This is a genomic window from Salmonella sp. SAL04196, assembly GCF_046550835.1.
Classification (GTDB): Bacteria; Pseudomonadota; Gammaproteobacteria; order Enterobacterales; family Enterobacteriaceae; genus Salmonella; species Salmonella enterica.
In genome coordinates this window covers 366309-392587 of sequence record NZ_JBGDXE010000004.1, presented here as the reverse complement: position 1 = coordinate 392587, position 26279 = coordinate 366309, and the positions used below count along the sequence as shown (strand labels likewise).

Sequence of the window (26279 nt, the reverse complement as noted above, 5' to 3'; positions counted from 1 at the left end):
ATAGAGCGCAGTATCCGGCTGGCGCAGGAGAAATAAGACCCTGACGGCCCGGTGGCGTGGCGCCACCGGGCCTGGCTATCTCAACGATACGCTAAAGCCTGAAAGTAAAGCCCGTGTGAAGTATGATGGCGAGCATCGTCTCTTATCAGGACATCCCATGAAACAAATCACCTTTACGCCGCGCCATCACCAGCTTACCAACACCAATACCTGGACACCTGACAGCCAGTGGCTGGTCTTTGATGTGCGGCCTTCAGGCGCGTCATTTACGGGCAAGACTATTGAGCGTGTCAATGTGCATACCGGCGACGTGGAGGTGATTTATCGCGCCGTGCAGGGCGCGCATGTCGGCGTGGTGACGGTGCATCCTGCCGACAATCACTATGTGTTTATTCATGGCCCTGAAAACCCTGATGAGACGTGGCATTACGATTTTCACCACCGCCGGGGCGTTATTGCAACGCCGAGGGGCGTGACTAACCTCGATGCGATGGATATTACTGCGCCGTATACTCCCGGCGCGCTGCGCGGCGGCAGCCACGTCCATGTATTTAGCCCGAACGGCGAGCTGGTGAGTTTTACCTATAATGACCACGTTCTGCATGAGCGAGATCCGGCGCTGGATCTGCGTAATGTCGGCGTGGCCGTGCCGTATGGGCCGGTTACGGTACCGGCTCAGCATCCGCGCGAATACAGCGGTAGCTACTGGTGCGTACTGGTTAGCCGCACGACGCCTGCGCCGAGACCTGGCAGCGATGACATTAACCGCGCCTATGAAGAGGGCTGGGTGGGCAACCGCCAGATCGCCTTTATTGGCGATACGCTGTCGCTGACGGGCAAAAAAGTCCCGGAGCTGTTTATTGTCGATTTACCGTGTCATGAAAACGGCTGGAAACAGGCAGGCGACACGCCGCTGACGGGAACCGAATCAACGATGCCATCGCCGCCGTTGGGCGTAGTTCAGCGGCGTCTTACCTTTACTCACCAGCGTGTTTACCCTGGGCTCACTAACGAACCACGCCACTGGGTCCGCAGTAATCCGCAGGCGACGGCGATCGCCTTTTTGATGCGGGACGATAACGGCGTAGCGCAACTGTGGCTGATATCGCCGCAGGGAGGCGAGCCCCGGCAGTTAACGCATCATGCGACCGGCGTACAGTCAGCGTTTAACTGGCATCCGTCGGGTAAATGGCTGGGACTGGTGCTGGAAAATCGGATTGCCTGCTGCGACGCACAAAGTGGGAGGATCGACTTCTTAACCGCCAGGCACGACAACCCGCCTTCTGCAGACGCCGTCGTTTTTTCACCGGATGGGCGACACGTCGCATGGATGGAAGAGGTGAAAGGGTTCCGTCAGCTATGGGTGACGGAAACCGGGCGATAGATCAGGGAGGAGGCATCTTCGCCGGGGGGATGACGGCATTGGTCATTTTCGTCTCCTCCTCGCTTTTCTCTACGCGCGATCTTACCGAACTGTCTTTGCGGAAGATGTCCCACGGCAGAAGGATCGTATCCATCACGGCGGTAAACGGCATATCCAGGATAGCCAACGATTTGGTGCCCCAGTTTGTCTCATCGTTACCGATCATCGTAGCGCTGGCGCGCGTGCCAGGATAAGTACCCTCTTTACCGCCGGTGTGCGACATGACGCTTGAACAACCGCCTAATAAAAGTATCCCATTCCATATTATCAGCGTTAACAACACGTTTTTTATCATCACTCATTCATCTGTTGGTTGTCGTTATTTGCATGATGAGTTATAGCGATCCGTTGCTAAAAATAACATCACCAGTACGCGGCACTGTGGCAGTAATCGCACTTTAACAATCAGTGCTGTCCCAACCAGTCTATGCAATAGCCAATAAACTGCAAAAAAAAGTCGGATTAAAATACTTGAAAAGTACGTATTCAGACCCATTTATAAGACGTAGTGAATAGAAGGGCACGCCTGATGGGTGTTCTGGCAATCCTGGCCTGTCCATGATGGAAGGTCTGACATTCTCGCTGATTTCAGGAGTTTATGATTATGCGTAACTTTGATTTATCCCCGCTGTACCGTTCTGCCATTGGTTTTGACCGTCTGTTTAACCTGCTTGAAAATAACCAAAGCCAAAGTAATGGCGGCTACCCTCCGTACAACGTTGAGCTGGTAGACGAAAACCACTACCGCATCGCCATTGCCGTTGCCGGTTTCGCGGAAAGCGAACTGGAGATTACTGCCCAGGATAATTTACTGGTGGTAAAAGGCGCTCATGCGGACGAGCAGAAAGAACGTACTTACCTGTATCAGGGCATTGCCGAGCGTAACTTTGAACGTAAGTTCCAGTTAGCGGAGAACATTCACGTTCGCGGCGCAAACCTGGTCAACGGGCTGCTGTATATCGAACTGGAGCGCGTGATTCCGGAAGCGAACAAACCGCGCCGTATCGAAATTAACTGATTCCGTCGGGTCGCGTTGCGCGGCCTGTCATCCCATGCTCGCCGTCAGGGAGCATATTCGCACGTAAAGTGTGAAGGTAAAAACTCGCTTCTTAGAAGGAGAAATGATTATGCGTAACTACGATTTATCCCCACTGCTGCGTCAATGGATCGGTTTTGACAAGCTGGCCAATGCGCTGCAAAACAGCGGCGAAAGCCAGAGCTTCCCGCCCTATAACATCGAAAAAAGCGACGATAACCATTATCGCATTACCTTAGCGTTAGCCGGTTTCCGTCAGGAAGATCTGGATATTCAACTGGAAGGCACGCGCCTGACGGTGAAAGGCACGCCGGAACAGCCGGAAAACGAGCCCAAATGGTTACATCAGGGCCTGGTCATGCAGCCTTTTAGCCTGAGCTTTACGCTGGCTGAGAATATGGAAGTTTCCGGCGCGACGTTTACCAACGGCCTGCTGCATATTGATTTAACCCGCAACGAGCCGGAAACCATTGCGCCGCAGCGTATAGCCATTAACGAACGCTCCGCATTAAATAGCTAATGAGCTCCTTGCCTTGCCCCGCCAGAGATGGCGGGGCTTTTTTGTGCCACGAAAAAGGGTAAGACGCTGCCGAAGTCAGGACGTCTGGGCGGTTTTGTAACATGAGAATGTGCGCCATGCTGTATATATGCCTTAACGGTTCAGTCATAATCCCTATAAATTGAAATGTTACTCACAGGGAAGAAAAGATGAGTGATATCGCATTGACGGTCAGCGTTCTGGCGTTGGTGGCGGTTGTCGGTTTATGGATCGGCAACATTAAAGTGCGCGGTGTCGGCTTTGGTATTGGCGGTGTGTTGTTCGGCGGTATTATCGTCGGCCACTTCGTCGATCAGGCTGGGGTGACGCTGAGCGGCGATATGCTGCACTTTATCCAGGAGTTCGGCCTGATCCTTTTTGTTTATACCATCGGCATACAGGTGGGGCCGGGGTTTTTCGCCTCGCTACGCGTTTCCGGGCTGCGTCTCAATCTGTTTGCTGTTCTGATTGTGATTATGGGCGGGTTGGTCACCGCGATTCTGCATAAAATTTTCGCTATTCCGCTGCCAGTGGTGCTGGGGATTTTCTCCGGCGCAGTCACCAATACGCCTGCGTTAGGGGCGGGTCAGCAAATCCTGCGCGATCTGGGAACGCCAGTGGATCTGGTGGATCAGATGGGGATGAGCTATGCGATGGCGTATCCGTTTGGCATCTGCGGTATTTTGCTCACCATGTGGCTGATGCGGTTGATTTTTCGCGTTAACGTCGAGGCGGAGGCGCAGAAGCACGAATCCTCTCTCGCTAACGGTCATTCATTAATTCAAACAATGAATATCCGTGTCGAGAATCCGAACCTCAATAATATGGCTATCCAGGATGTGCCGATCCTGAACAGCGATAAAATTATTTGCTCACGCCTGAAACGCGACGATACGCTGATGGTGCCGTCGCCGGGGACGATTATCCAGGCAGGCGACCTGCTGCACCTCGTCGGCCAATCTACCGACCTGCATAACGCGCAACTGGTGATCGGCAAGGAAGTGGACACCTCGTTGTCGACGCGCGGCACGGATTTACGCGTCGAGCGTGTGGTCGTCACCAACGAAAAAGTGCTCGGCAAACGTATCCGCGATTTGCACTTTAAAGAGCGTTATGACGTGGTTATCTCCCGTCTTAACCGCGCGGGCGTTGAACTGGTCGCCAGTAGCGACGCCAGCCTGCAGTTTGGCGACATTCTCAATCTGGTGGGGCGTCCAGCCTCGATTGATGCGGTAGCCAATGTGGTCGGCAACGCGCAACAAAAACTCCAGCAGGTGCAGATGCTGCCGGTGTTTATCGGCATCGGATTAGGGGTTCTGCTTGGGTCAATCCCGTTGTTTGTGCCGGGATTCCCGGTCGCGTTAAAACTGGGGCTGGCCGGCGGGCCGCTGATCATGGCGCTCATTTTGGGGCGTATCGGCAGCATCGGTAAGCTGTACTGGTTTATGCCGCCGAGCGCCAACCTCGCGCTGCGTGAGTTAGGCATCGTTTTGTTTTTGGCGGTCGTTGGGCTGAAATCCGGCGGCGATTTTGTCGATACGCTGACGCAGGGCGAAGGATTAAGCTGGATTGGCTATGGTATTTTCATCACCGCTATTCCGCTGATTACCGTCGGTTTGCTGGCGCGGATTTTTGCCAAAATGAACTATCTGACGCTGTGCGGGATGCTGGCCGGTTCGATGACCGATCCGCCAGCGCTGGCATTTGCCAACAATCTTCATGCCACCAGCGGCGCGGCGGCGCTCTCTTACGCGACCGTCTATCCGTTAGTGATGTTCCTGCGTATTATCACGCCACAACTGCTGGCGGTGATTTTTTGGGGAATGGGTTAGCGCCTGATGGCGCGTTGCTTATCCGGCCTATGCACTGTGTTAAATCCAGGCTGGATAACGCGCGCCGCACCGGTCACACTTCTGCTCTTCTTCTTATCTCTTTCCTCAATGAACGCGCTAATCAGCGTAATGGCAACGAGCATAATTCCAATTTGTTTCAGTTAGTTATCAATCTTCTTCGCCTTTTTTTTCGTCGCGACGGGTGGTTTTTCAGCTTTTAATTCGGCAATAATGCCTTTCCTTGCGGTGGCGTTGAAAAAGGTCGCAACTGAAATGAAAAATAGCGGCAATGAGCGCGGTTGCGCCGAAACACATCACCAGTGAACTACAGTTATTTTGCAATAAGATTCCCTTGCTGCGGGATAATGTGAAGCATATCAGCAACAACGTGAGTGGTATTCTGAAAACGAACGGGAATACATAAGAACGTAAAAGGAGTCGTCATGAAGATTTCCCGCCTCGGAGAAGCGCCGGATTATCGCTTCTCACTGGCAAATGAGCGTACCTTTCTGGCGTGGATTCGCACCTCGCTGGGATTTCTGGCGGCAGGCGTCGGTCTTGATCAGCTCGCCCCGGATTTTGCCACGCCAGTGATCCGTGAACTGCTGGCGTTATTACTCTGTCTGTTTGCGGGCGGCCTGGCGATTTATGGCTATCTACGCTGGTTACGTAATGAAAAAGCGATGCGTCTGAAAGAGGATTTGCCTTATACCCATAGCCTGTTGATCATCAGCGTTATTTTGATGATTGTCGCGGTGATAGTGATGGGGCTGGTACTGTATGCCGGATAGTCGTAAAGCCCGTCGGCAGAACGATCCGGGGCTGCAACCGGAACGTACCTCGCTGGCCTGGTTTCGCACGCTGCTGGGATACGGGGCGTTAATGGCGTTAGCCGTCAGGCACCACTGGCATCAGGCGGGGTTCTTGTTCTGGGTGTCAATCAGCGTTCTGGCGATAGTGGCGGTGATTCTTTGGCGTTATACCCTGAGTCGTAATTTGATGGATGTCGCGCATAGCGATTTTTCCGAAACTCATGTCGTGCGTGACAAATTTTTGATCTCCCTCGCGGTGTTGTCGCTCGCAATCCTGTTTGCTGTTACCCATATTCGCCAACTTATTGCATTTATCGGGAATTTTATATGACAGGACGTCAGGACATTGTCGTGAGTGATGACCAGATTCAGGTCGTCGTAAATCGCCAGAATAGCCAGCGCCCTCAGCAACTGTACCGTAACTTACAACGGCTCGGCATTCGCAATGTCCATTTTATCCCATTGTTGGAACATGACCGGAACGGAATGTTGACCGAGGATTCATTGTGTTCAGCAGACTGGGGGCGGTTTTTAAATAGCGTATTTGATATTTGGGTACGTGAAGATATTCAGCGTATCTCGGTTCGCCTTTTTGATGAGACGCTACAGCAGTGGTGCGGCGGCAGGAATGGCGCTGAAGCGCCGGACAAGGCGCCGCTAAGCGCTGAATGTCAGAAGTGCTCTTTATTACGATTTTGCGGCGGCGGATGCCCTGAGCATCGGGATAGCCAGGGGAAAAACCGGCTTTGCGAGGGCTACCAGACCTTTTTTAACTACTCCTCGCCGCATATGCGGGTGATGCGGGATTTACTGAAACAGCATCGCTCGCCGGAGGAGTTGATGGCGATGCTGCGTTAGCGTCGTAAGCCTGATAAGCGTAGCGCCATCAGGCGATGGCGTGCCGGATGGCGCTGCCGTCTTTCCGGCTCTGAGCGAGTATTAGCGTCCTTTTGCCAGGTATTGTTCCATTTCATCCTCCGGCACCATGCCGCCCCCGGTTGCCCATACCAGATGCGTCGCGTTGCCGAGCTGCGTCTGACTGAATCCATGCCTTTGCTGATACTCGGTGGCGGCGCAAATGCGCTGTGGCCCGGCCATCCCCGCCAGAGCTGATGGCTCCAGTCGAATTCCTTCCTCCTGCGCCAGCCAGCCCAGCATGTCGTACATTGTTTGATCGTCTAAGGTATAGAGGCCGTCAAGCAGGCGCTCCATTGCCCGACCAACAAAGCCCGAAGCGCGACCTACCGCCAGGCCGTCCGCCGCCGTCAGGTTATCAATACCGATATCTTGTACTGAGATGGCATCGTGCAGACCGGTATAAACGCCGAGTAACATGCAGGGTGAATGGGTCGGTTCGGCAAAGAAACAGTGGACGTTGTCGCCAAACGCCAGTTTCAGGCCAAAGGCGACGCCGCCAGGGCCGCCGCCAACGCCGCACGGCAGATAAACAAACAGTGGGTGGCTGGCGTCAACGACGCGTCCCTGTTGCGCGAATTGCGCTTTCAGGCGCTGGCCCGCTACCGCATAGCCCAGAAATAGCGTGCGGGAGTTTTCATCGTCGATAAAGAAACAGTTTGGATCGGATTGTGCTGCTTTTCGGCCCTGCTCAACCGCCACGCCGTAATCATCCTCGTATTCCACGACCGTCACGCCGTGGCTACGCAGCTTCGCTTTTTTCCAGGCGCGGGCGTCGGCAGACATATGTACCGTCACTTTAAAACCGATGCAGGCGCTCATGATACCGATCGATAGCCCCAGATTGCCGGTTGAACCGACGGCGATACTGTACTGGCTGAAGAATTGTTTAAATTCCGGCGAAAGCAACACGCTATAGTCATCGTCGGTGGTTAACAGACCCGCCTCCAGCGCCAGTTTTTCCGCGTGCGTTAGCACCTCGTAGATGCCGCCGCGCGCTTTAATGGAACCAGAGATTGCCAGGTGACTGTCTTTTTTTAACAGCATTTCACCGTCGATCGTTTGCCCATACTCTTTTTCCAGCCGCTTTTGCATGGCCGGAATAGCGACCACGTCAGATTCGATCATGCCGCCAGCGGCAGCGGTTTGCGGAAACGCTTTCGCCAGATACGGCGCAAAGCGCGCCAGACGGTCATGGGCGGCGTTTACGTCCTGCTCCGTCAGGCCGACATACGGTAGACCTTGTGCAAGAGAGGTGGCGCCCGGGTTAAACCAGGTGGTTTCTTTGAGGGCGACCAGATCCTCGACCAAAGGATACCGGGCGATGAGCTTTTGTATGTTTTCCATAGTACGTCTCTTTACGATCAGATGATAAAGGAAAGCAGGAATGTGCCAGCCAGTGCAACGACAGATGCGATAAACGTGGCCGTCGTATAGTATTTAAACGTTTCATTCAGCGTAGCGCCGCAATACTGCTTGACCAGCCAGAACAGGGAATCGGTCACGATCGTGCAGCCAATGGCGCCGGAACCAATGGCAATCGCAATGATCTCCGGGCTGACGTCAGGATAGAGCGGCAGCATGGGCGCAACAATCGCGGTGGCGCCCATCATCGCCACCGTCGCAGAGCCGACCGCCGCGTGCAGAATCAGCGCTACCAGCCATGCCAGCAGAATCGGGTGCATATGCATATTTGAGAGGATCACCGCCAGCGTGTCCGCCAGCCCGCTACTTTTGAGAATGGCGTTGAACGCGCCGCCCGCGCCGATAATCAGCAGGATGTTCGCAATGGCGCCAAAGCCGTTTTCGGTGTGGGTAAGTAGCGTGCTCATACCCATATGCTGGCGCAGACCGAGTATGTAATACGCTACAAAGACAGCGATAAACATCGCGGTGATCGGATTACCGATAAACTCCAGCAGCGTATACAACGTGCCGTCTTTCGCCATATTCAGTTCAGCGACGGTTTTCACCAGCATCAGGCCAATCGGCAGCAGAACGGTAAACAGCGTTGCGCCCAGCGACGGCAGGGTGTTTTCGGCGCGCACTTCAAGATCCGCAAACTCTGTCGGTACGGGCTTGAACGGCAGACGATTACCCAGAAACTTTAAGAACAGCGGACCGCCGACCAATGATGCCATCAGTCCGACCAGCAGACCGTAGACAATCACCGAGCCGATATCCGCCCCCAGTTTATTTGCGACAAACAGCGCAGCAGGATGCGGCGGTACCACGCAATGGACGGCCATCAGCGCGGTACACAGCGGAATGGCCAGCTTCAGCAGCGAGGTATGGGTTTTTTTAGCGATAGAAAACGCCAGTGGGATGAGCAACACGACGCCCACTTCCACGAACAACGTGATTCCGCAAATCAGCCCCACCAGTACCATGATCACGTCAGCAGAGAGCCAGCGGCAGCGCTGGAGCGTAAGCCCGATGCGTTCCGCCGCGCCGGAAACCTCCATCATTTTGCCGAGGATGGTGCCAAGACCGATAACGGCGGCCAGAAAACCGAGCGTACCGCCTATTCCGTTTTCTATCGCCGTGACCATCTCCAGCGGCCCCATGCCCATCATCGCGCCGACAAAGAAACTGGCGAGCAGTAACGCCAGGAAGGGATGGAATTTAAACTTCACGATGGTCAATACGATTAACACGATGCTGATCAGCAGCGTGCTCACTACCCAGATTTGAGCGTGCATATCTCACCTACCCTGTGATTAATCTGTTCTTATTGGACAGAAAAACAGCACCCCCTGACAAACGATATAATTTGCCATTCACATGATGTAAATTGAATCAACTATGTGATTTCCATCTAATATTGCCTTTATTTTGCGATATGGTTCATTTTGATTCATCTATGTGCGGATTTTTTCAGCGTGTTTTTTTACACTTCGGGAAATTAAAAGATGACTGAGGTTGCCATGGAACCCCTTCGCGATACCCGAAACCGCTTACTCAACGGTTGGCAGTTATCCAAACTCTATACTTTTGAAGTCGCGGCCAGACACCAGTCCTTTGCTCTGGCGGCAGATGAGCTGTCGTTAAGCCCAAGTGCGGTAAGCCATCGTATCAATCAACTGGAAGCCGAGTTGGGAATCCAGCTATTTGTCCGCTCTCACCGTAAAGTGGAGCTTACCCATGAAGGCAAACGGGTATTCTGGGCGCTGAAATCGTCGCTGGATACGTTGAATCAGGAAATCCTCGATATCAAAAATCAGGAACTGTCCGGCACGTTGACCGTGTATTCCCGTCCCTCTATCGCCCAGTGCTGGCTGGTGCCCGCGCTGGGGGACTTTACCCGTCGCTATCCGTCAATTTCTCTCACTATGCTGACCGGCAACGATAACGTTAACCTACAGCGTGCCGGCATTGACCTGGCTATCTATTTTGACGATGCGCCGTCGGCGCAGCTCACGCACCATTTTTTAATGGATGAGGCGATTTTGCCCGTTTGCAGCCCGGATTACGCCCATCGTTTCGCCTTGCAGGACAACCTGAATAACCTGCGGCACTGTACGCTCTTACACGACAGACAGGCGTGGAGTAACGATTCTGGCACCGATGAGTGGCACAGTTGGGCGCAGCATTTTGCGGTAAATTTGCCGGATTCATCCGGCATTGGCTTCGATCGTTCTGATTTAGCGGTAATTGCCGCGATGAATCACATTGGCGTGGCGATGGGACGTAAACGGCTGGTGCAAAAGCGTCTCGACAGCGGAGAACTGATTGCGCCTTTTGGTGACATGAGGCTGAAATGTCATCAGCATTATTATGTCACCACTCTGCCTGGCAGGCAGTGGCCGAAAATCGAGGCATTTATTCGCTGGTTGCAGGAACAGGTGTGAAGATTTATTACGCTTTGTCGCTACACCTGCCGGGAGTGAATATGCTAAATACGTGCTATCACCGTGGTAAAAATTTTAGGGGGCGTCGTGTTTAAACCGCTTATTGCCTCTCTCATGCTGACCAGCGCGGTCGTCTATGCGAAACCGATGCCTTTGACGGCGGCGCGCTATGCGCAGCAGCTTGGCGTTGGGATGGATGTTGACTGGGCGCGAACGGAACGGGGTATCCGCGAGTTTGATCCGCTGGTCGTGCGGGATTTTAAGGCAAAAGGGTTAACGCATGTCCGTATTCGTGTGGCAGGCGCGCCGACGGAAGCGCGCCTCATCCATTTGCGTAAGCTGGTAGAAGCCTGCGAATACTATGGTGTCATACCCATTATTGCCTATCAGGCGGATGCGTATAAAACCGATCCCAGCGCCAGCCATGAAAAGGAGCTGATCAACTGGTGGAGCGTGGTTGCGCGCTATTTTGGCCAGACATCCCCGCTTCTGGGGTTCGATCTCATTTATGAGCCTGCCGACAAACTCAATCATAATATGGCGTCGCTGAATCGCGTATATGACAAAACCATCCGCCTGATTCATGCCATTGATCCACAGCGGATGATTTTCGTTGCCCCCCGCATGCGCGCCGCGCCGGAGGATTTGTCGGCGCTTAAACTGCCGGCGCAAAGCCAGAACTATGTACTGGCGGAGTGGCACATCTTCCCGTGGGGCCCCCTGAAAAGCGGCGGTAAATATCCGTGGACATCAGGCACGGCGGCGGAAAAAGCGGCGATTCGGGCACGGATCAACGCTGCGGTTCGCTGGCAGCATAAGACCGGCCATGCAAGCTGGGTGGGCGGATGGGCGCCGGGAGAGTCGATAAAAATGACGCCGGTCGCTTCACAGTTCGCGTTTGCCCGTTTTATGGCCTGCGAGCTGAAAAAAGCGCATATTCCGTATGCGATAAACGCGGACACACAGTTTTATGACGGCGAAGAAGGAGCGTGGCGTCCGGCGCAAGAGTCCCTGCTCAATGCGATGATCGCGCCGGAATGTGAAACGCCCGGCAAAAAGCCGGGCGAGGGGAACGTTAAACCGTCTGTCCCTGATGCGATATCCGTGACGCCAGCGGCAGCCAGCACGCCAGGATCAGTAATCCCATAAGGGTCATCAACAGTCCCAGACTGCCCTGACCGGTTTGCGGCAACATTGCCGAAAGCCACGCCAGTACGCCGGAACCAATATTTTGCAGCCCGCCGACCAGCGCGCCAGCGGTGCCTGCAAGGAACGGAAACGGCTCCATCGCGCCGCTGGTGGCCAGTGGAAATAACATCCCGGCGCCGAAGAAAAACAGCGCAGCGGGGATGAGTAGCGTCCAGACGTTCATCACGCCAAACCAGCCGGGAATCCACATCATAAGGCCTGCCAGCAGACAGCAAATAACTGACTGCCACATCAGGGTTGAGAAGCGTTTATTCGGGCGTCCGGCAAACCAGGCGCCGAAGAACGCCGCCGGAATCGGCAGAATAAACAGAATGCTTACCACCATACTGCTGAGACCTAATACTGCCCCCATCAGCACGCCGGAACAGGCTTCAAAGACCGCAATGCCAGCCAGCCCGCCGATTAGCATCAGCAGATAACAGTTAAATGCGCCGTTGCCAAACAGCGTTTTATAGCTGGCGATCAGCCGTGTACGCGGCGCGCCGGCGGGGCGGGTTTCCGGCATCCAGCGCGCCATGCTGAAGGTGACGCCAGCGCAAAGCACCAGCAGGAAAGCGTAACACGCGCGCCAGTTCCACAGGGTGTCCAGCAGACCGCCAATCAGCGGCGCTAACAGCGGGCTGACCAGAATCCCCATATTTAACAGGCTATTGGCGTGACGAAGTTGCGTTCCTTCATACAGATCGCGCGGGAGCGTTCTCGCCATTACTCCGCCAACGCCGGTTCCCATCCCTTGCATGGCGCTGGCGGCAATCAACACCGTCAAACTATGCGTGGTCATGGCGAACAGAGTCGCTACCATAAAAATAGACATGCCGACGAGGATTACCGGGCGGCGCCCAACCCGGTCGGAAAGCGGGCCGTAAAACAGTTGCGAGACGCCGTAGGTCAGGAGGTAAGCAGCCATTACGCTCTGGACGGCGCCTTCCCGGACGTTTAGCGCTTGTGCCATATCGGCGATGGCGGGAATATAAATGGTTTGCGCCATCTGCCCTACGGCCACTAGTAACACCAACATCAACAACAAATTGACGTTTCTCTGCCTTTTCATTTCGCTGATTACTTTTCAAAAAAAGAAAAAATAAGAATAACTTGCTGCGCATTCCCATAAATGCGAGAGGAATCTATCACACCAGAAAAAGAAGGCCAGACAGCGACCAGCAATGGCAGACGAAGGAACGGCAGGATATGTAAACAAAAGCGGCAACAAATGTTGCCGAGAATGTGTTACGTCTGCGGCTGTTATTGGGCAATCATGACAGACGGAGTAAAATCGCCCCGAGGGCAATCCCGCCAGCCGCCACCAGACGTAGCCCGGCCACTTTCTCTTTAAGCAGCAGCCAGGCTATCAGCGCGCCGAATAAAATCGACGTCTCACGCAGCGCGGCGACCACCGCCAGCGGCGCCTGGGTCATGGCCCATAGCGCCAGCCCATAAGATCCCATAGTGCCAATCCCGCCAAAAATGCCTTTTTTCCACTGTTGCGCCAGATAACGCGACGCTTCCCGCCGCCGCGCAATCATCGCCCAGGTTAACAGGCAGGCGCCGTTGAGAAAAAATGACCATAGCGTATAGCCCAGCGCCGTTTCGGAGAGTCTTACGCCGGTCCCGTCCACCAGCGTATATCCGGCAATAAAACAGGCGTTAGTTAATGCCAGCACGACACCACGTTGAGAGCTGGCGCGGCCATTACAGGCCATCCCAAGTATCGCCATGCAGATCACTGCGATGCCGACCCAGGCTAGCGACGACAGGCTGTCGCCAAGAAACAGAACGCTAATGAGCGCCACCAGCAGCGGCGCGGTGCCGCGCATAAGAGGATAGGTCTGGCTCATGTCCGAGACCTGATAGGTTTTCGCCACCAGGACGGTATACACCACCTGGAGCGCGGTAGAGGCCGCTAAAAAAGGGATACTGGCGTGAGCTGGCTGCGGCGAGAAGGGCAAAAGGATCAATGCCATGACCGCCGCGGAACCGCTGACGCCGATCGCGGCGTAGAGCTTATCGTTTCCCGCTTTGACAATGGCGTTCCAGCTGGCATGTAGCAGCGCGGCGAACAGCAAAATGCAGAAAACGGAAAGGGTCATAGCGTCAGGCGTCGTTGAGGATGTCATAAAAACGTAACATACCCGGGAAGCGAAAGACCAGCGGATAAGGTGAAAGGGGAGCGGTTGCCCGCTCCCCTTCGGTGCGGCTTGAATCTGAATTACTTAAGGTATTTCAGAACAGCATCAAGCAGTTGCAGTGCTGCAACAATGAGTTTCAGGATAAGAATGGTGATATCCACTACGCTCATACGCGTCTCCTGTGGTTAAGGAGCACTGCCAGCCGACGTACCTTTCCGCTGCCTGTTGCCAGCTGTTGCGCACGCGATCCCTTTTGCGAGGAATAGTGTGCGTGTTGACATAACACAGTGTGCTCACGAGGGGGTTAAGGCGCTGACGGCACCACCCGTTTCAGCCAGGACTTCGTTGCGCCGGTTTACGATGCGGCCCCCGCATAACACATTGTGTCAAAGACATTATAGTTAAGTACTGTATAAATTAACAGTAATTTATAGACAGAACGGAGCTTCTGATCCATACTCAAATTCATCAAAATTCGCGCCGAAATTGCGCGTTCTGCACAGAACGCGTATACTTCTGCTGTTGACATAACACAGTGTGCTTCGCGGCTACCACCCGCATTACGCTGTAAGAACCTCGCTTCGGCGAGGTTTTTTGTTTTCCGGCATTGTGAAACGCGTGATCATCAATCCCGGCGATTACCGGAGGGCGCTACGCTTATCACGCCTATACTCAAAGCGTGTAAATTCGTAGAAAAATGTGATCGCTGAAGCATTTTTGTGCAGATGAAAATTTTTCCGTTGTCATGCTGAAAGCGCTGTGCTTGTATAAAACGTGTTAATAACAAACAGACAAGGCCCCTAATGAACCCTTCCATGCTGAACGCGACCCTACTAACAACTGCGCCATCTCGCGCAGTGGTCGTCGTGCGTGTGGTGGTGGTCGTCGGCAATGCGCCGTAGGGTCCGGAACACACACGATTCCAAAACCCCGCCGGCGCAAACCGGGCGGGGTTTTTTGTTTAAGACACCTTCCCGGAACGTCGGCTCAGAACAAAAGGAATGGAGCATGGCAAGTTCGGGCACAACATCTACACCTCAGCGCTTTACGGGCGCGGAATTTATTGTTCATTTTCTGGAGCGCCAGGGGATTCGTATCGTCACCGGCATTCCCGGCGGTTCGATCCTCCCCGTTTACGACGCGTTAAGCCAAAGCACGCAAATCCGTCATATTCTGGCGCGCCACGAACAAGGCGCGGGGTTTATTGCGCAGGGGATGGCGCGGACAGAGGGTAAACCTGCTGTTTGTATGGCCTGTAGCGGGCCGGGCGCGACCAATCTGGTCACGGCCATTGCCGATGCGCGCCTGGATTCCATTCCGTTAATCTGCATTACCGGGCAGGTTCCGGCGTCCATGATCGGTACTGACGCGTTTCAGGAAGTGGATACCTACGGTATCTCTATCCCCATCACCAAGCACAACTATCTGGTCAGAAATATCAATGAGCTGCCTCAGGTGATGAGCGATGCTTTTCGTCTGGCGCAGTCGGGGCGTCCCGGCCCGGTGTGGATAGACGTTCCTAAAGATGTGCAGACGGCGACAATTGAGCTGGATGCGTTGCCGTCGCCGGCGGAAAAATCACCCCCGCCGGAGTTTAGCGCGGAGAGTATCCGCGAGGCCGCCGCAATGATTAACGCGGCGAAGCGTCCGGTGCTGTATCTGGGCGGCGGCGTGATCAATGCGCCGACACGCGTGCGCGAACTGGCGGAAAAAGCGCAACTGCCGACGACAATGACCTTAATGGCGCTGGGAATGCTGCCTAAGGCGCATCCGCTGTCGTTAGGAATGCTGGGGATGCACGGCGCGCGCAGTACCAATTTTATTCTGCAAGAGGCCGATTTACTGATTGTCCTGGGCGCGCGTTTTGATGACCGGGCGATTGGCAAAACGGAGCAGTTTTGTCCGAACGCCAAAATCATCCATGTGGATATCGATCGCGCCGAGTTAGGCAAAATTAAGCAGCCGCATGTGGCTATTCAGGCGGATGTCGATGATGTACTGGCACAGTTAATTCCCCATATCGAGGCACAGCCGCGGGAAGCATGGCATCAGTTGGTGGCGGACTTGCAGCAAGAATTCCCTTGCAGTATTCCCCAGGAAAATAACCCGCTTAGTCACTATGGGCTGATTAATGCGGTCGCCGCCTGTGTGGACGACAACGCGATTATTACCACTGACGTAGGTCAGCATCAGATGTGGACCGCGCAGGCTTATCCGCTCAACCGTCCGCGTCAGTGGCTGACTTCCGGCGGGCTGGGCACCATGGGGTTTGGTCTGCCCGCGGCGATTGGCGCGGCGCTGGCGAATCCGGGCAACAAGGTGCTGTGTTTTTCCGGTGACGGTAGTTTGATGATGAATATTCAGGAGATGGCTACCGCCAGTGAAAACCAGTTGGATGTGAAAATTATCCTGATGAATAACGACGCGCTGGGACTGGTACATCAGCAACAGAGTCTGTTCTATAAACAGGGCGTTTTTGCGGCAACCTATCCGGGGAGCATCAATTTTATGCAGATTGCCGCCGGGTTTGGTCTGGACACCTGTGATTTGAATAACGAAGCCGATCCGCAGGCGGCGTTGCAGGCTATCATTCGTCGTCCTGGACCGGCGTTGATCCACGTGCGCATTGATGCGGAAGAAAAAGTGTATCCGATGGTGCCGCCGGGCGCGGCAAATACAGAGATGGTGGGGGAATAAGCCATGCAGAAACAATCACATGATAACGTTATTCTGGAGCTGACCGTTCGCAACCATCCTGGCGTGATGACCCACGTCTGCGGGCTGTTCGCCCGACGCGCTTTCAACGTTGAGGGTATTCTCTGTTTACCGATTCAGGGTAGCGATCAGAGCCGCATCTGGCTTCTGGTCAATGACGATCAGCGGCTTGAACAGATGATCAGTCAGATCGATAAACTGGAAGACGTGGCGAAGGTGGTACGAAACCAGTCCGATCCCACCATGTTCAATAAAATTGCCGTCTTTTTTGAGTAAGTTATTCACTTTCCGAATCAGGCGTGATGACTTTGACGGAACCATTCCGACAGTGAACGGCATAATCTGTCGGTAATGGGCGATCGCTAATCAGGACATCAAAGGCAGAAAGCGGACCAATGCTGGCAGGCGCGACCTCATCAAACAGGGCGTGACGCGCCAGCAAAATTTTGCGCAGACCGCGCTCCATCGCTTTACGTTTGGCGGCAAGATCATCCGGGTTAAACCAGCTCACGCCAAAATGTTCATGTACGCCGCTGGCGGAAATAAACACTTTGCGCGGATTGAGCGAATCCAGCGCCGAAGGATTATTGGCATCATAAAAGGCATCGCTCTTGGCCCGATAGGTGCCGCCGCACAGAATCGCCGTGGCATTAGGCTTTTCATTCAGCGCGATAAATACCCGATGCGAGTAGCAAATCCCGGTAAAGGTAATATCATCCGGTATCATGCTGATAACTAATGGCATTTCCGGACCGTTATCAAAAAAAACCAGATCGTTTTCACGCACCAGGCCGGCGGCCAGGATCGCAACGGGAAGGTCGTCCCGATGATGCGTCTTTTTCGCCGGCAGCGGCATATTGGTTGAAGACGCAGGCTTATTTACCATGACGATATAGCCGCCGAGCAGCGTCAGCGGTAAAGGGTCATCATCCTGGCTGAGATCGCGGCGAATGGTCATCACCGAAACTTCCAGCATCCGCGCGGCGTCTTTCAGATGGATTCGATCGGTCTTTTTCAGTAACTCCATCAAGCGTCGGATACGTTCTTTTTGCTTGGTCTCCATTCACCCTCTCCGCAAATCATGTTGTTATGTTCCATCAGTAACATTTATGTGTTTCTGAGAACATTGCAGTGTGGCACTACTATACGTCTGGCTGTCAGGAAATAAAAGTGGGTTTATTCGCGTTTTAAAACAATAAATAGTTAATTTTCAGTAAATTGTAACCCTAAAATGATTTGATGCGCGTATGTCCCGCCAGGGATTGTTCACGCAGTAAATGGCAAAATGATCCTCTAATCGCGATCATAGTCACAAATGATACGGAAGTAACATGATAATGTTATTTTAATATCATTGTCGTGTGACGATTTCTGAGAGGGAGTAAAATGGATATCGCGGTTATTGGCTCTAACATGGTGGACCTTATCACCTACACCAACCAGATGCCCAAAGAAGGGGAAACTCTGGAAGCGCCGGCGTTTAAAATCGGCTGCGGCGGAAAAGGGGCGAACCAGGCCGTGGCGGCCGCTAAGCTCAATTCAAAAGTATTGATGTTGACCAAAGTGGGCGACGATATTTTTGCCGACAACACCATTCGTAATCTCGAATCCTGGGGGATCAATACGACGTATGTAGAAAAAGTACCGTGTACCAGCAGCGGCGTAGCGCCGATTTTCGTCAACGCCAACTCCAGCAACAGCATTCTGATCATCAAAGGCGCTAACAAGTTTCTCTCGCCGGAAGATATCGATCGCGCGGCGGAAGATTTAAAAAAATGCCAGCTTATTGTTCTGCAACTGGAAGTTCAGCTGGAAACGGTTTATCACGCAATAGAATTTGGCAAGAAACACGGGATTGAAGTGTTATTAAACCCTGCGCCAGCATTACGGGAATTAGATATGTCTTATGCCTGTAAATGCGATTTCTTTGTACCCAATGAAACCGAGCTGGAAATATTAACCGGTATGCCAGTGGATACCTATGACCATATTCGCGCAGCGGCACGTTCGCTGGTAGATAAAGGGCTGAACAATATTATTGTCACCATGGGTGAGAAAGGCGCGCTGTGGATGACGCGTGACCAGGAAGTCCATGTTCCGGCGTTTAGAGTGAACGCTGTCGATACCAGCGGCGCGGGCGATGCCTTTATCGGCTGTTTCGCGCATTACTATGTCCAGAGCGGGGATGTGGAAGCCGCCATGAAAAAAGCCGTCCTCTTTGCCGCTTTCAGCGTCACCGGGAAAGGCACCCAATCCTCTTATCCAAGCATTGAGCAATTTAATGAGTATCTTTCGTTGAACGAATAACAATCACCCTGCACTGTTAAAGGTAGCACTATGAACGATAAAAACATCGTTCAGATGCCCGACGGGTATCTGAATAAGACACCTCTGTTCCAGTTTATTTTGTTATCCTGTTTATTCCCATTATGGGGATGCGCAGCCGCGTTAAATGATATTCTGATTACGCAATTTAAAAGTGTATTTTCGCTGAGCAACTTTGCTTCGGCATTAGTACAAAGCGCCTTTTATGGCGGTTATTTTTTAATTGCTATTCCGGCCTCGCTGGTCATTAAAAAAACCAGTTATAAAGTGGCGATACTTATCGGCCTGACGCTATACATTGTCGGCTGTACGCTCTTTTTCCCGGCGTCGCACATGGCGACCTACACCATGTTCCTCGCGGCGATTTTCGCCATTGCGATTGGCCTGAGTTTCCTGGAAACGGCGGCGAATACCTACAGTTCGATGATCGGGCCGAAAGCCTACGCCACGCTGCGGCTGAATATCAGCCAGACCTTTTATCCGATCGGCGCGGCGGCAGGCATTTTATTGGGTAAATATCTGGTCTTTTCCGAAGGGGAAAGCCTGGAAAAACAGATGGCGGGCATGAATGCCGAGCAAGTCCACAACTTCAAGGTGCTGATGCTGGAAAACACTCTGGAACCCTATAAGTACATGATTATGGTTCTGGTAGTGGTGATGGTACTGTTCCTGCTGACGCGTTTCCCGACCTGTAAAGTCGCGCAAACCGCGAGTCATAAACGTCCTTCGGCGCTGGATACGTTACGCTATCTCGCCAGCAACGCCCGTTTCCGTCGCGGTATTGTGGCGCAGTTCCTGTATGTGGGAATGCAGGTGGCGGTCTGGTCGTTCACTATCCGTCTGGCGCTGGAATTAGGCGATATCAATGAGCGCGATGCCTCAACCTTTATGGTCTACAGCTTCGCCTGCTTTTTTATCGGCAAGTTTATCGCCAACATTCTGATGACGCGCTTTAACCCGGAAAAAGTCCTGATCCTTTACTCTGTGATCGGCGCGCTGTTCCTGGCCTACGTGGCGCTGGCGCCCAGCTTTAGCGCGGTATACGTGGCGGTGCTGGTCAGTGTTCTGTTTGGCCCCTGCTGGGCGACCATTTATGCCGGAACGCTCGATACCGTCGATAACGAACATACCGAAATGGCGGGGGCGGTCATCGTGATGGCGATTGTCGGCGCGGCGGTGGTTCCTGCGATTCAGGGTTATGTGGCGGACATGTTCCACTCGCTACAGCTCTCATTCCTGGTTTCCATGCTGTGCTTTGTTTACGTTGGCGTTTACTTCTGGCGCGAAAGCAAAGTGCGCGGCAACTTGGCTGAAGTCGCCGCGTCCTGAGGAGATCAACCATGACAACACGTATTACATTATGGCGGGAGCTTTTTAGCGAGCAGCCGCGTATCTTGCTGGAAAATGACGATTTTACGGTTACGGCGTTTCGTTACGCCAGCGGCGTGGAAGGACTGAAAATACAAAACAGCCGCGGTCATCTGGTGATTCTGCCCTGGATGGGGCAGATGATTTGGGACGCGCAGTTTGACGGTCATGATCTGACTATGCGCAACATGTTCCGCCAGCCGAAGCCGGCTGCGGAAGTGGTGGCAACGTATGGTTGCTTTGCTTTCCATTCCGGACTATTGGCGAATGGCTGCCCGTCGCCGGAAGATACACATCCGCTGCACGGCGAGATGCCCTGCGCTGCCATGGACGACGCCTGGCTGGAGTTAGAGGGCGACAGTCTGCGCGTGACCGGGCGCTACGAGTATGTGATGGGGTTCGGTCATCATTATCAGGCGCAACCTACGGTGGTAATGCGTAAAGCAAGCGCGCTGTTTGATATTCAGATGACAGTGACTAACCTGGCTTCAGTCGCCATGCCGCTACAGTACATGTGCCACATGAACTATGCCTATGTGCCGAACGCCACGCTCCGCCAGAATATCCCGGATACCGCGCTGAAGCTACGCGAGTCGGTGCCGGCGCATGTCAAACCCACGGCGCAGTGGCTGGCGTTTAATCAACGACTTTTGCAGGGTGAAGCCTCGCTGGCAACGCTCAACGAGCCTGGCTTTTACGACCCGGAAATCGTGTTCTTCGCCGATGAACTGGACAGGTACACGGATACCCCGGAATTCAGTATGATCGCCCCGGATGGCACCACGTTCGTGACACGTTTCGCCAGCGCGGAGCTGAATTACGTGACCCGCTGGATTCTTTATAACGGCGATCAGCAGGTTGCCGCCTTTGCCCTGCCCGCGACCTGTCGGCCTGAAGGTTTTCTCGCGGCGCAGCGAAATGGAACCTTGCTTCAACTGGAACCGCAGCAAACCCGGACGTTCACCGTCACGACAGGCATTGTCTGACCGCTCAAGGCTTGAACAGCCGCGCGCTTATCGTTAAGGTAAGCGCGTTTTTTTTATCCATCAGGACAGAACCCATGATCACCGTTGCCCTTATCGACGACCACCTTATCGTCCGCTCCGGCTTTGCACAGCTACTGGGGCTGGAACCTGATTTGCAGGTGGTCGCCGAATTTGGTTCCGGGCGCGAAGCGTTGGCAGGCTTACCGGGGCGCGGCGTACAGGTGTGTATCTGCGATATCTCGATGCCGGATATTTCCGGACTGGAGCTGCTAAGCCAACTGCCAAAAGGGATGGCGACGATCATGCTCTCGGTTCACGATAGCCCGGCGCTGGTGGAACAGGCGTTGAACGCCGGCGCGCGCGGTTTCCTCTCTAAACGCTGTAGTCCGGATGAACTGATCGCCGCGGTGCATACGGTGGCGACGGGCGGCTGCTATTTGACCCCCGATATTGCCGTGAAACTGGCGGCGGGTCGGCAAGATCCGCTGACCAAACGCGAGCGTCAGGTGGCGGAAAAACTCGCCCAGGGTATGGCGGTAAAAGAGATTGCCGCCGAGCTGGGGCTGTCGCCAAAAACGGTGCATGTCCATCGCGCGAATCTGCTGGAAAAATTAGGCGTCAGCAATGACGTTGAACTGGCGCATCGCATGTTTGACGGTTGGTAATGAACACCTTTTTTTCCCGTTTAATCACCGTTGTTGCCTGTTTTTTTATTTTCTCCGCCGCGTGGTTCTGCCTGTGGAGCATCAGCCTGCATCTGGTAGAGCGCCCGGAGCTGGCGGCGCTGCTCTTTCCCTTCGGCCTGCGCCTGGGACTTATGCTGCAATGTCCGCGCGGATACTGGCCAGTATTGCTGGGCGCGGAGTGGCTGCTGGTGTACTGGTTAGCGCAGGAAGTTGCGCTGGCCCATCTGCCGCTTTTGATGATCGGTAGTGTGTTGACGCTACTGCCCGTGGCGCTGACTTCGCGTTACCGCCATCAGCGCGACTGGCGCACGTTATTGCTTCAGGGCGCGGCCCTCACCGCCGCGGCGCTACTGCAATCCCTGCCCTGGTTGGGGCAGGGGGAAGCGGCATGGAACGCGCTACTGCTGACCCTCACGGGTGGTCTGACGCTGGCCCCCATCTGCCTGGTTTTCTGGCACTATCTCACCAGCACTACCTGGCTGCCGCTGGGACCATCGCTGGTATCGCAGCCGGTAAACTGGCGCGGGCGGCATCTGATCTGGTATCTGCTGCTGTTTATCGTCAGTCTGTGGCTGCAACTGGGTTTACCTGCTGAACTTTCGCGCTTCACGCCGTTCTGCCTGGCATTGCCGATTATCGCGCTCGCCTGGCATTATGGCTGGCAGGGCGCGCTCATTGCCACGCTGATGAATGCTATCGCGCTGATCGCCAGCCAGACCTGGCACGATCATCCCGTCGATTTATTACTTTCGCTGTTGGTGCAAAGCCTGACCGGGCTACTGCTTGGCGCTGGCATTCAGCGTCTGCGCGAGCTGAACCAGTCGTTGCAAAAGGAGCTGGCGCGCAACCATCGGCTGGCGGAGCGTCTTCTGGAGACCGAAGAGAGCGTGCGGCGCGATGTTGCGCGTGAGCTGCACGATGACATCGGGCAGACCATCACCGCGATTCGAACCCAGGCGGGCATTGTGCAACGACTGGCGGCGGATAACGGCGGCGTGAAGCAGAGCGGGCAACTTATCGAGCAGCTTTCGCTGGGCGTGTATGACGCCGTGCGTCGCCTGCTGGGGCGCTTGCGCCCGCGCCAGCTAGACGACTTAACGCTGGCGCAGGCCATCCGTTCGCTGCTGCGCGAAATGGAGCTGGAAAGCCGCGGTATTGTCAGTCACCTCGACTGGCGAATTGACGAAACGGCGCTGAGTGAAAGTCAGCGCGTGACGCTGTTTCGCGTCTGTCAGGAAGGGCTGAATAACATCGTAAAACATGCCAATGCCAGCGCGGTGACGCTCCAGGGCTGGCAGCAGGATGAGCGGCTGATGTTGGTGATTGAGGATGACGGCAGCGGCCTGCCGCCGGGCTCTCAGCAGCAGGGCTTCGGCCTGACCGGAATGCGCGAACGCGTGTCGGCGCTCGGCGGGACGCTAACCATCTCTTGTACCCACGGTACGCGGGTGAGCGTCTCGTTGCCCCAGCGTTACGTTTAAGGAAGGATAATGCTTTCGTTTTTAAAAGCCCCGGCCAACGCGCCGCTCATCACCGATAAGCACGAGGTTGACGCCCGCTATCGCTACTGGCGGCGGCACATCCTGATCACCATTTGGTTGGGTTATGCGCTGTTCTATTTCACCCGTAAAAGCTTTAACGCCGCCGCGCCGGAAATCCTTGCCAGCGGCATTCTGACCCGCAGCGATATCGGCCTGCTGGCGACGCTGTTTTACATCACCTACGGGGTGTCGAAATTTGTTTCCGGCATCGTTAGCGATCGCTCCAACGCTCGCTATTTTATGGGCATCGGGCTGATTGCGACCGGCGTAGTGAATATTCTGTTCGGCTTCTCGACCTCGCTGTGGGCCTTTGCTCTGCTATGGGCGTTGAATGCCTTTTTCCAGGGGTTTGGATCGCCGGTTTGCGCCCGTTTGCTGACCGCCTGGTACTCGCGTACCGAACGCGGCGGCTGGTGGGCGTTATGGAACACCGCGCATAATGTCGGCGGGGCGCTGATCCCTCTCGTCATGGCCGCTGTCGCCCTGCATTATGGCTGGCGCGTCGGAATGATGGTGGCCGGATTGCTTGCCATCGGGGTGGGCATGGTCCTCTGCTGGCGGCTGCGCGACCGTCCGCAGGCGATTGGTTTACCGCCGGTAGGCGACTGGCGGCACGATGCGCTGGAGGTAGCCCAACAGCAAGAGGGCGCGGGGCTAAGCCGCAAAGAAATCCTCGCTAAATATGTGCTGTTGAATCCCTATATCTGGCTGCTTTCGCTGTGTTACGTCTTAGTGTACGTGGTGCGCGCGGCGATCAATGACTGGGGCAACCTGTATATGTCCGAGACGCTGGGCGTAGATTTGGTCACGGCCAACACGGCAGTATCGATGTTTGAGCTGGGGGGATTTATCGGCGCGCTGGTGGCGGGCTGGGGCTCGGACAAACTCTTCAACGGCAACCGCGGACCGATGAATTTAATCTTCGCCGCCGGGATTCTGCTCTCTGTGGGTTCGCTGTGGCTGATGCCGTTCGCCAGTTACGTGATGCAGGCGGCCTGTTTCTTCACCACCGGTTTCTTTGTTTTCGGCCCGCAGATGCTCATTGGCATGGCGGCGGCGGAGTGCTCGCATAAAGAGGCGGCGGGCGCGGCCACCGGCTTTGTCGGCCTGTTCGCCTATCTCGGCGCGTCGCTTTCCGGCTGGCCGTTAGCGAAAGTGCTGGAGATCTGGCACTGGACCGGTTTTTTTGCGGTCATCGCCATCGCGGCGGGGATCTCCGCGCTATTGCTGCTGCCATTTCTGAACGCCCAGGCCCCACGCGAGACCAGCGAAGCGTGACGCACCTCACCTTTTTGCGCTGAATGGGGCAAAACTAAGAAATTTTCCCGGTTTTGCCTGGACGCTGTCGCAGGCCACTTTTCCTGTGGATTTTTACAATGCCTGCCATTCGCAGGTATAAAAATTAGCTCAGGAGTAATCCATGCTGGCCTTCTTAAACCAGGTGCGCAAGCCGACCCTGGATCTGCCGCTCGATGTGCGGCGTAAAATGTGGTTCAAGCCGTTCATGCAGTCCTATCTGGTGGTTTTTATCGGCTACCTGACCATGTACCTGATCCGCAAAAACTTTAACATCGCGCAGAACGACATGATCTCTACCTACGGGTTGAGCATGACCGAGCTGGGGATGATTGGCCTGGGCTTTTCGATCACCTACGGCGTGGGGAAAACGCTGGTTTCCTACTACGCTGACGGTAAAAATACCAAGCAGTTTCTACCGTTTATGTTGATCCTCTCCGCTATCTGTATGCTCGGCTTCAGCGCCAGTATGGGCGCGGGGTCAACCAGTCTGTTTCTGATGATCGCTTTCTATGCCCTGAGCGGTTTCTTCCAGAGTACCGGCGGATCGTGCAGCTACTCGACCATCACCAAATGGACTCCGCGTCGTAAACGCGGCACCTTTCTCGGCTTCTGGAATATCTCCCACAACCTCGGCGGCGCGGGCGCGGCAGGCGTGGCGCTGTTCGGCGCCAACTACCTGTTCGACGGTCACGTCATCGGCATGTTTATCTTCCCGTCGATTATCGCGCTGATTGTTGGCTTTATCGGTCTGCGTTTTGGCAGCGACTCCCCGGAGTCTTACGGTCTGGGTAAAGCTGAAGAACTGTTCGGCGAAGAGATCAGCGAAGAGGATAAAGAGACTGAAGAAAACGAAATGACCAAGTGGCAGATCTTTGTTGAATATGTATTGAAAAACAAAGTGATCTGGCTGCTGTGCTTCTCCAATATCTTCCTGTATGTGGTGCGTATTGGTATCGACCAGTGGTCAACCGTCTACGCCTTCCAGGAACTGAAACTTTCTAAAGAGGTGGCGATTCAGGGCTTTACCCTGTTCGAAGTGGGCGCGCTGGTCGGCACGTTGCTGTGGGGCTGGCTCTCTGACCTGGCGAACGGTCGTCGTGCGCTGGTAGCCTGTGTGGCGCTGGCGTTAATCATCGCCACCCTCGGCGTCTACCAGCACGCCAGCAACCAGTATGTCTATCTGGCCTCGCTGTTCGCGCTCGGTTTCCTGGTGTTTGGGCCGCAGCTGTTAATTGGCGTGGCGGCAGTCGGTTTCGTACCGAAAAAAGCTATCGGCGCTGCGGACGGTATCAAGGGAACCTTCGCTTATCTTATCGGCGATAGCTTTGCCAAGCTGGGTCTGGGCATGATTGCCGACGGCACCCCCGTTTTTGGTCTGACCGGCTGGGCGGGCACCTTCGCCGCGCTGGACGCCGCCGCGATCGGCTGTATCTGCCTGATGGCGATGGTCGCCGTGATGGAAGAGCGCAAAATCCGCCGTGAGAAAAAAATTCAGCAAGTCAATATCGCTTAAATGTGTGCATTTGGTAACGTTTTGCCCGGCTTAACGCCGGGCTTTTTTATGCCTTGCGTTCGTCAGACAGGATATCCGGCGTCTTGCGTAAATGAAGACAGGCG

Annotated in this window: 26 protein-coding genes, 1 pseudogene and 1 other annotated feature; of the genes and pseudogenes, 19 read left to right on the top strand and 8 right to left on the bottom strand. The window is 54.5% G+C overall.

The window, feature by feature from the left end:
* Positions 1-157 precede the first annotated feature (157 nt).
* The gene (locus tag ACLJPE_RS16955) at positions 158-1384 is read left to right on the top strand and encodes a DUF3748 domain-containing protein (protein ID WP_024798146.1); all 1227 of its coding nucleotides are present in this window, start codon (positions 158-160) and stop codon (positions 1382-1384) included.
* A 1-nt stretch (position 1385) separates the two neighbouring features.
* Here ACLJPE_RS16955 and ACLJPE_RS16950 read toward each other — a convergent pair whose 3' ends face one another.
* Entirely contained in the window at positions 1386-1718 is a 333-nt protein-coding gene (locus ACLJPE_RS16950; RefSeq protein WP_023207679.1) for a YceK/YidQ family lipoprotein, read from the bottom strand.
* Positions 1719-1960: 242 nt separating this feature from the next.
* Positions 1961-2034: a sequence feature (ROSE (Repression Of Heat Shock gene Expression) occurs in the 5'-region of heat shock genes and acts as an RNA thermometer to modulate expression.), on the top strand.
* Here ACLJPE_RS16950 and ibpA point away from each other — a divergent pair.
* The 6 genes from ibpA (at position 2028) to ACLJPE_RS16920 (ending at position 6499) form a co-directional block, all read left to right on the top strand.
* Positions 2028-2441: a small heat shock chaperone IbpA gene (gene ibpA, locus ACLJPE_RS16945; protein ID WP_001532742.1), complete on the top strand. Its 414-nt coding sequence runs from the start codon at positions 2028-2030 to the stop codon at positions 2439-2441. It overlaps the preceding feature by 7 nt.
* A 109-nt stretch (positions 2442-2550) precedes the next feature.
* On the top strand, positions 2551-2979 hold the full coding sequence (gene ibpB, locus ACLJPE_RS16940) for a small heat shock chaperone IbpB (protein WP_001246919.1): 429 nt from the start codon (positions 2551-2553) through the stop codon (positions 2977-2979).
* 188 nt (positions 2980-3167) lie between these two features.
* Positions 3168-4829 carry a putative transporter gene (locus ACLJPE_RS16935; RefSeq protein WP_001279793.1) on the top strand — a complete coding sequence of 554 codons (1662 nt, stop codon included), beginning with the start codon at positions 3168-3170 and terminating at the stop codon, positions 4827-4829.
* A 443-nt stretch (positions 4830-5272) separates the two neighbouring features.
* A complete protein-coding gene (locus ACLJPE_RS16930) occupies positions 5273-5620 on the top strand; it encodes a YidH family protein (protein WP_000703964.1) in 348 nt (115 codons plus the stop codon).
* Positions 5610-5972, top strand: a complete 363-nt coding sequence (locus ACLJPE_RS16925; protein ID WP_001113454.1) for a DUF202 domain-containing protein — start codon at positions 5610-5612, stop codon at positions 5970-5972. The genes ACLJPE_RS16930 and ACLJPE_RS16925 overlap by 11 nt, the downstream gene beginning before the upstream one ends.
* A complete protein-coding gene (locus tag ACLJPE_RS16920) occupies positions 5969-6499 on the top strand; it encodes a radical SAM protein (protein WP_000147831.1) in 531 nt (176 codons plus the stop codon). Before ACLJPE_RS16925 ends, ACLJPE_RS16920 begins: the two co-directional genes overlap by 4 nt.
* A gap of 81 nt (positions 6500-6580) precedes the next feature.
* Here ACLJPE_RS16920 and dsdA read toward each other — a convergent pair whose 3' ends face one another.
* Both dsdA and dsdX read right to left on the bottom strand, forming a co-directional pair.
* Positions 6581-7903, bottom strand: coding sequence for a D-serine ammonia-lyase (gene dsdA / locus ACLJPE_RS16915; RefSeq protein WP_000427988.1), 1323 nt, complete (start codon positions 7901-7903; stop codon positions 6581-6583).
* A gap of 17 nt (positions 7904-7920) precedes the next feature.
* Entirely contained in the window at positions 7921-9258 is a 1338-nt protein-coding gene (gene dsdX / locus ACLJPE_RS16910) for a D-serine transporter DsdX (protein WP_000543319.1), read from the bottom strand.
* 225 nt (positions 9259-9483) lie between these two features.
* Between dsdX and dsdC the strand changes: the two genes are divergently transcribed.
* Together dsdC and ACLJPE_RS16900 are read left to right on the top strand one after the other, a co-directional pair.
* Positions 9484-10407, top strand: a complete 924-nt coding sequence (gene dsdC, locus ACLJPE_RS16905; protein WP_001522218.1) for a DNA-binding transcriptional regulator DsdC — start codon at positions 9484-9486, stop codon at positions 10405-10407.
* Positions 10408-10470: 63 nt separating this feature from the next.
* Entirely contained in the window at positions 10471-11556 is a 1086-nt protein-coding gene (locus tag ACLJPE_RS16900; RefSeq protein ID WP_023137362.1) for a cellulase family glycosylhydrolase, read from the top strand.
* On the opposite strand, the gene emrD is transcribed toward ACLJPE_RS16900, so the two are convergent.
* From emrD to ACLJPE_RS16880, 4 genes and pseudogenes are all read right to left on the bottom strand, one after another.
* On the bottom strand, positions 11483-12667 hold the full coding sequence (gene emrD, locus ACLJPE_RS16895; RefSeq protein WP_000828737.1) for a multidrug efflux MFS transporter EmrD: 1185 nt from the start codon (positions 12665-12667) through the stop codon (positions 11483-11485). The two genes, ACLJPE_RS16900 and emrD, sit on opposite strands and share 74 nt — an antisense overlap.
* 202 nt (positions 12668-12869) lie before the next feature.
* On the bottom strand, positions 12870-13730 hold the full coding sequence (locus ACLJPE_RS16890) for a DMT family transporter (RefSeq protein ID WP_001636137.1): 861 nt from the start codon (positions 13728-13730) through the stop codon (positions 12870-12872).
* Positions 13731-13822: 92 nt separating this feature from the next.
* Entirely contained in the window at positions 13823-13912 is a 90-nt protein-coding gene (gene tisB / locus ACLJPE_RS16885; protein WP_000117642.1) for a type I toxin-antitoxin system toxin TisB, read from the bottom strand.
* Positions 13909-14023 (bottom strand): annotated as a pseudogene (locus ACLJPE_RS16880) (hypothetical protein). The gene tisB and the pseudogene ACLJPE_RS16880 overlap by 4 nt, the downstream one beginning before the upstream one ends.
* A 522-nt stretch (positions 14024-14545) precedes the next feature.
* Between ACLJPE_RS16880 and ivbL the strand changes: the two are divergent.
* From ivbL to ilvN, 3 genes are all read left to right on the top strand, one after another.
* Positions 14546-14644: an ilvB operon leader peptide IvbL gene (gene ivbL, locus ACLJPE_RS16875; RefSeq protein WP_001541152.1), complete on the top strand. Its 99-nt coding sequence runs from the start codon at positions 14546-14548 to the stop codon at positions 14642-14644.
* A 106-nt stretch (positions 14645-14750) separates the two neighbouring features.
* A complete protein-coding gene (gene ilvB, locus ACLJPE_RS16870) occupies positions 14751-16439 on the top strand; it encodes an acetolactate synthase large subunit (RefSeq protein ID WP_000168439.1) in 1689 nt (562 codons plus the stop codon).
* Between the two features lie 3 nt (positions 16440-16442).
* The gene (gene ilvN, locus ACLJPE_RS16865; RefSeq protein WP_001171826.1) at positions 16443-16733 is read left to right on the top strand and encodes an acetolactate synthase small subunit; all 291 of its coding nucleotides are present in this window, start codon (positions 16443-16445) and stop codon (positions 16731-16733) included.
* Between the two features lies 1 nt (position 16734).
* Here ilvN and ACLJPE_RS16860 read toward each other — a convergent pair whose 3' ends face one another.
* The gene (locus ACLJPE_RS16860; RefSeq protein ID WP_000448638.1) at positions 16735-17520 is read right to left on the bottom strand and encodes a DeoR family transcriptional regulator; all 786 of its coding nucleotides are present in this window, start codon (positions 17518-17520) and stop codon (positions 16735-16737) included.
* A 323-nt stretch (positions 17521-17843) separates the two neighbouring features.
* On the opposite strand from ACLJPE_RS16860, the gene rbsK reads away from it, so the two are divergent.
* The 7 genes from rbsK to uhpT all read left to right on the top strand — a co-directional run bounded on the left by rbsK (position 17844) and on the right by uhpT (position 26175).
* The gene (gene rbsK, locus ACLJPE_RS16855) at positions 17844-18764 is read left to right on the top strand and encodes a ribokinase (protein WP_000350272.1); all 921 of its coding nucleotides are present in this window, start codon (positions 17844-17846) and stop codon (positions 18762-18764) included.
* A gap of 30 nt (positions 18765-18794) precedes the next feature.
* The gene (gene fucP, locus ACLJPE_RS16850) at positions 18795-20111 is read left to right on the top strand and encodes an L-fucose:H+ symporter permease (RefSeq protein ID WP_000998359.1); all 1317 of its coding nucleotides are present in this window, start codon (positions 18795-18797) and stop codon (positions 20109-20111) included.
* Positions 20112-20122: 11 nt separating this feature from the next.
* Entirely contained in the window at positions 20123-21136 is a 1014-nt protein-coding gene (locus tag ACLJPE_RS16845; RefSeq protein WP_000213214.1) for an aldose 1-epimerase family protein, read from the top strand.
* 74 nt (positions 21137-21210) lie between these two features.
* Entirely contained in the window at positions 21211-21801 is a 591-nt protein-coding gene (gene uhpA / locus ACLJPE_RS16840; protein ID WP_000633672.1) for a transcriptional regulator UhpA, read from the top strand.
* A complete protein-coding gene (uhpB, locus tag ACLJPE_RS16835) occupies positions 21801-23303 on the top strand; it encodes a signal transduction histidine-protein kinase/phosphatase UhpB (RefSeq protein ID WP_001091263.1) in 1503 nt (500 codons plus the stop codon). Before uhpA ends, uhpB begins: the two co-directional genes overlap by 1 nt.
* A gap of 9 nt (positions 23304-23312) precedes the next feature.
* Positions 23313-24641 carry an MFS transporter gene (locus ACLJPE_RS16830; protein ID WP_000948174.1) on the top strand — a complete coding sequence of 443 codons (1329 nt, stop codon included), beginning with the start codon at positions 23313-23315 and terminating at the stop codon, positions 24639-24641.
* Positions 24642-24783: 142 nt separating this feature from the next.
* Entirely contained in the window at positions 24784-26175 is a 1392-nt protein-coding gene (gene uhpT, locus ACLJPE_RS16825; protein ID WP_000879181.1) for a hexose-6-phosphate:phosphate antiporter, read from the top strand.
* The last annotated feature ends 104 nt before the right edge of the window (positions 26176-26279 follow it).

Excerpts from the sequence above, each read along its gene's own strand:
- ACLJPE_RS16955 (WP_024798146.1), top strand. The coding sequence starts at position 158 with ATGAAACAAATCACCTTTACGCCGCGCCATCACCAGCTTACCAACACC.
- ACLJPE_RS16950 (WP_023207679.1), bottom strand. The coding sequence starts at position 1,718 with ATGATAAAAAACGTGTTGTTAACGCTGATAATATGGAATGGGATACTT.
- ibpA (WP_001532742.1), top strand. The coding sequence starts at position 2,028 with ATGCGTAACTTTGATTTATCCCCGCTGTACCGTTCTGCCATTGGTTTT.
- ibpB (WP_001246919.1), top strand. The coding sequence starts at position 2,551 with ATGCGTAACTACGATTTATCCCCACTGCTGCGTCAATGGATCGGTTTT.
- ACLJPE_RS16935 (WP_001279793.1), top strand. The coding sequence starts at position 3,168 with ATGAGTGATATCGCATTGACGGTCAGCGTTCTGGCGTTGGTGGCGGTT.
- ACLJPE_RS16930 (WP_000703964.1), top strand. The coding sequence starts at position 5,273 with ATGAAGATTTCCCGCCTCGGAGAAGCGCCGGATTATCGCTTCTCACTG.
- ACLJPE_RS16925 (WP_001113454.1), top strand. The coding sequence starts at position 5,610 with ATGCCGGATAGTCGTAAAGCCCGTCGGCAGAACGATCCGGGGCTGCAA.
- ACLJPE_RS16920 (WP_000147831.1), top strand. The coding sequence starts at position 5,969 with ATGACAGGACGTCAGGACATTGTCGTGAGTGATGACCAGATTCAGGTC.
- dsdA (WP_000427988.1), bottom strand. The coding sequence starts at position 7,903 with ATGGAAAACATACAAAAGCTCATCGCCCGGTATCCTTTGGTCGAGGAT.
- dsdX (WP_000543319.1), bottom strand. The coding sequence starts at position 9,258 with ATGCACGCTCAAATCTGGGTAGTGAGCACGCTGCTGATCAGCATCGTG.
- dsdC (WP_001522218.1), top strand. The coding sequence starts at position 9,484 with ATGGAACCCCTTCGCGATACCCGAAACCGCTTACTCAACGGTTGGCAG.
- emrD (WP_000828737.1), bottom strand. The coding sequence starts at position 12,667 with ATGAAAAGGCAGAGAAACGTCAATTTGTTGTTGATGTTGGTGTTACTA.
- ACLJPE_RS16890 (WP_001636137.1), bottom strand. The coding sequence starts at position 13,730 with ATGACATCCTCAACGACGCCTGACGCTATGACCCTTTCCGTTTTCTGC.
- tisB (WP_000117642.1), bottom strand. The coding sequence starts at position 13,912 with ATGAGCGTAGTGGATATCACCATTCTTATCCTGAAACTCATTGTTGCA.
- ivbL (WP_001541152.1), top strand. The coding sequence starts at position 14,546 with ATGAACCCTTCCATGCTGAACGCGACCCTACTAACAACTGCGCCATCT.
- ilvB (WP_000168439.1), top strand. The coding sequence starts at position 14,751 with ATGGCAAGTTCGGGCACAACATCTACACCTCAGCGCTTTACGGGCGCG.
- ilvN (WP_001171826.1), top strand. The coding sequence starts at position 16,443 with ATGCAGAAACAATCACATGATAACGTTATTCTGGAGCTGACCGTTCGC.
- ACLJPE_RS16860 (WP_000448638.1), bottom strand. The coding sequence starts at position 17,520 with ATGGAGACCAAGCAAAAAGAACGTATCCGACGCTTGATGGAGTTACTG.
- rbsK (WP_000350272.1), top strand. The coding sequence starts at position 17,844 with ATGGATATCGCGGTTATTGGCTCTAACATGGTGGACCTTATCACCTAC.
- fucP (WP_000998359.1), top strand. The coding sequence starts at position 18,795 with ATGAACGATAAAAACATCGTTCAGATGCCCGACGGGTATCTGAATAAG.
- ACLJPE_RS16845 (WP_000213214.1), top strand. The coding sequence starts at position 20,123 with ATGACAACACGTATTACATTATGGCGGGAGCTTTTTAGCGAGCAGCCG.
- uhpA (WP_000633672.1), top strand. The coding sequence starts at position 21,211 with ATGATCACCGTTGCCCTTATCGACGACCACCTTATCGTCCGCTCCGGC.
- uhpB (WP_001091263.1), top strand. The coding sequence starts at position 21,801 with ATGAACACCTTTTTTTCCCGTTTAATCACCGTTGTTGCCTGTTTTTTT.
- ACLJPE_RS16830 (WP_000948174.1), top strand. The coding sequence starts at position 23,313 with ATGCTTTCGTTTTTAAAAGCCCCGGCCAACGCGCCGCTCATCACCGAT.
- uhpT (WP_000879181.1), top strand. The coding sequence starts at position 24,784 with ATGCTGGCCTTCTTAAACCAGGTGCGCAAGCCGACCCTGGATCTGCCG.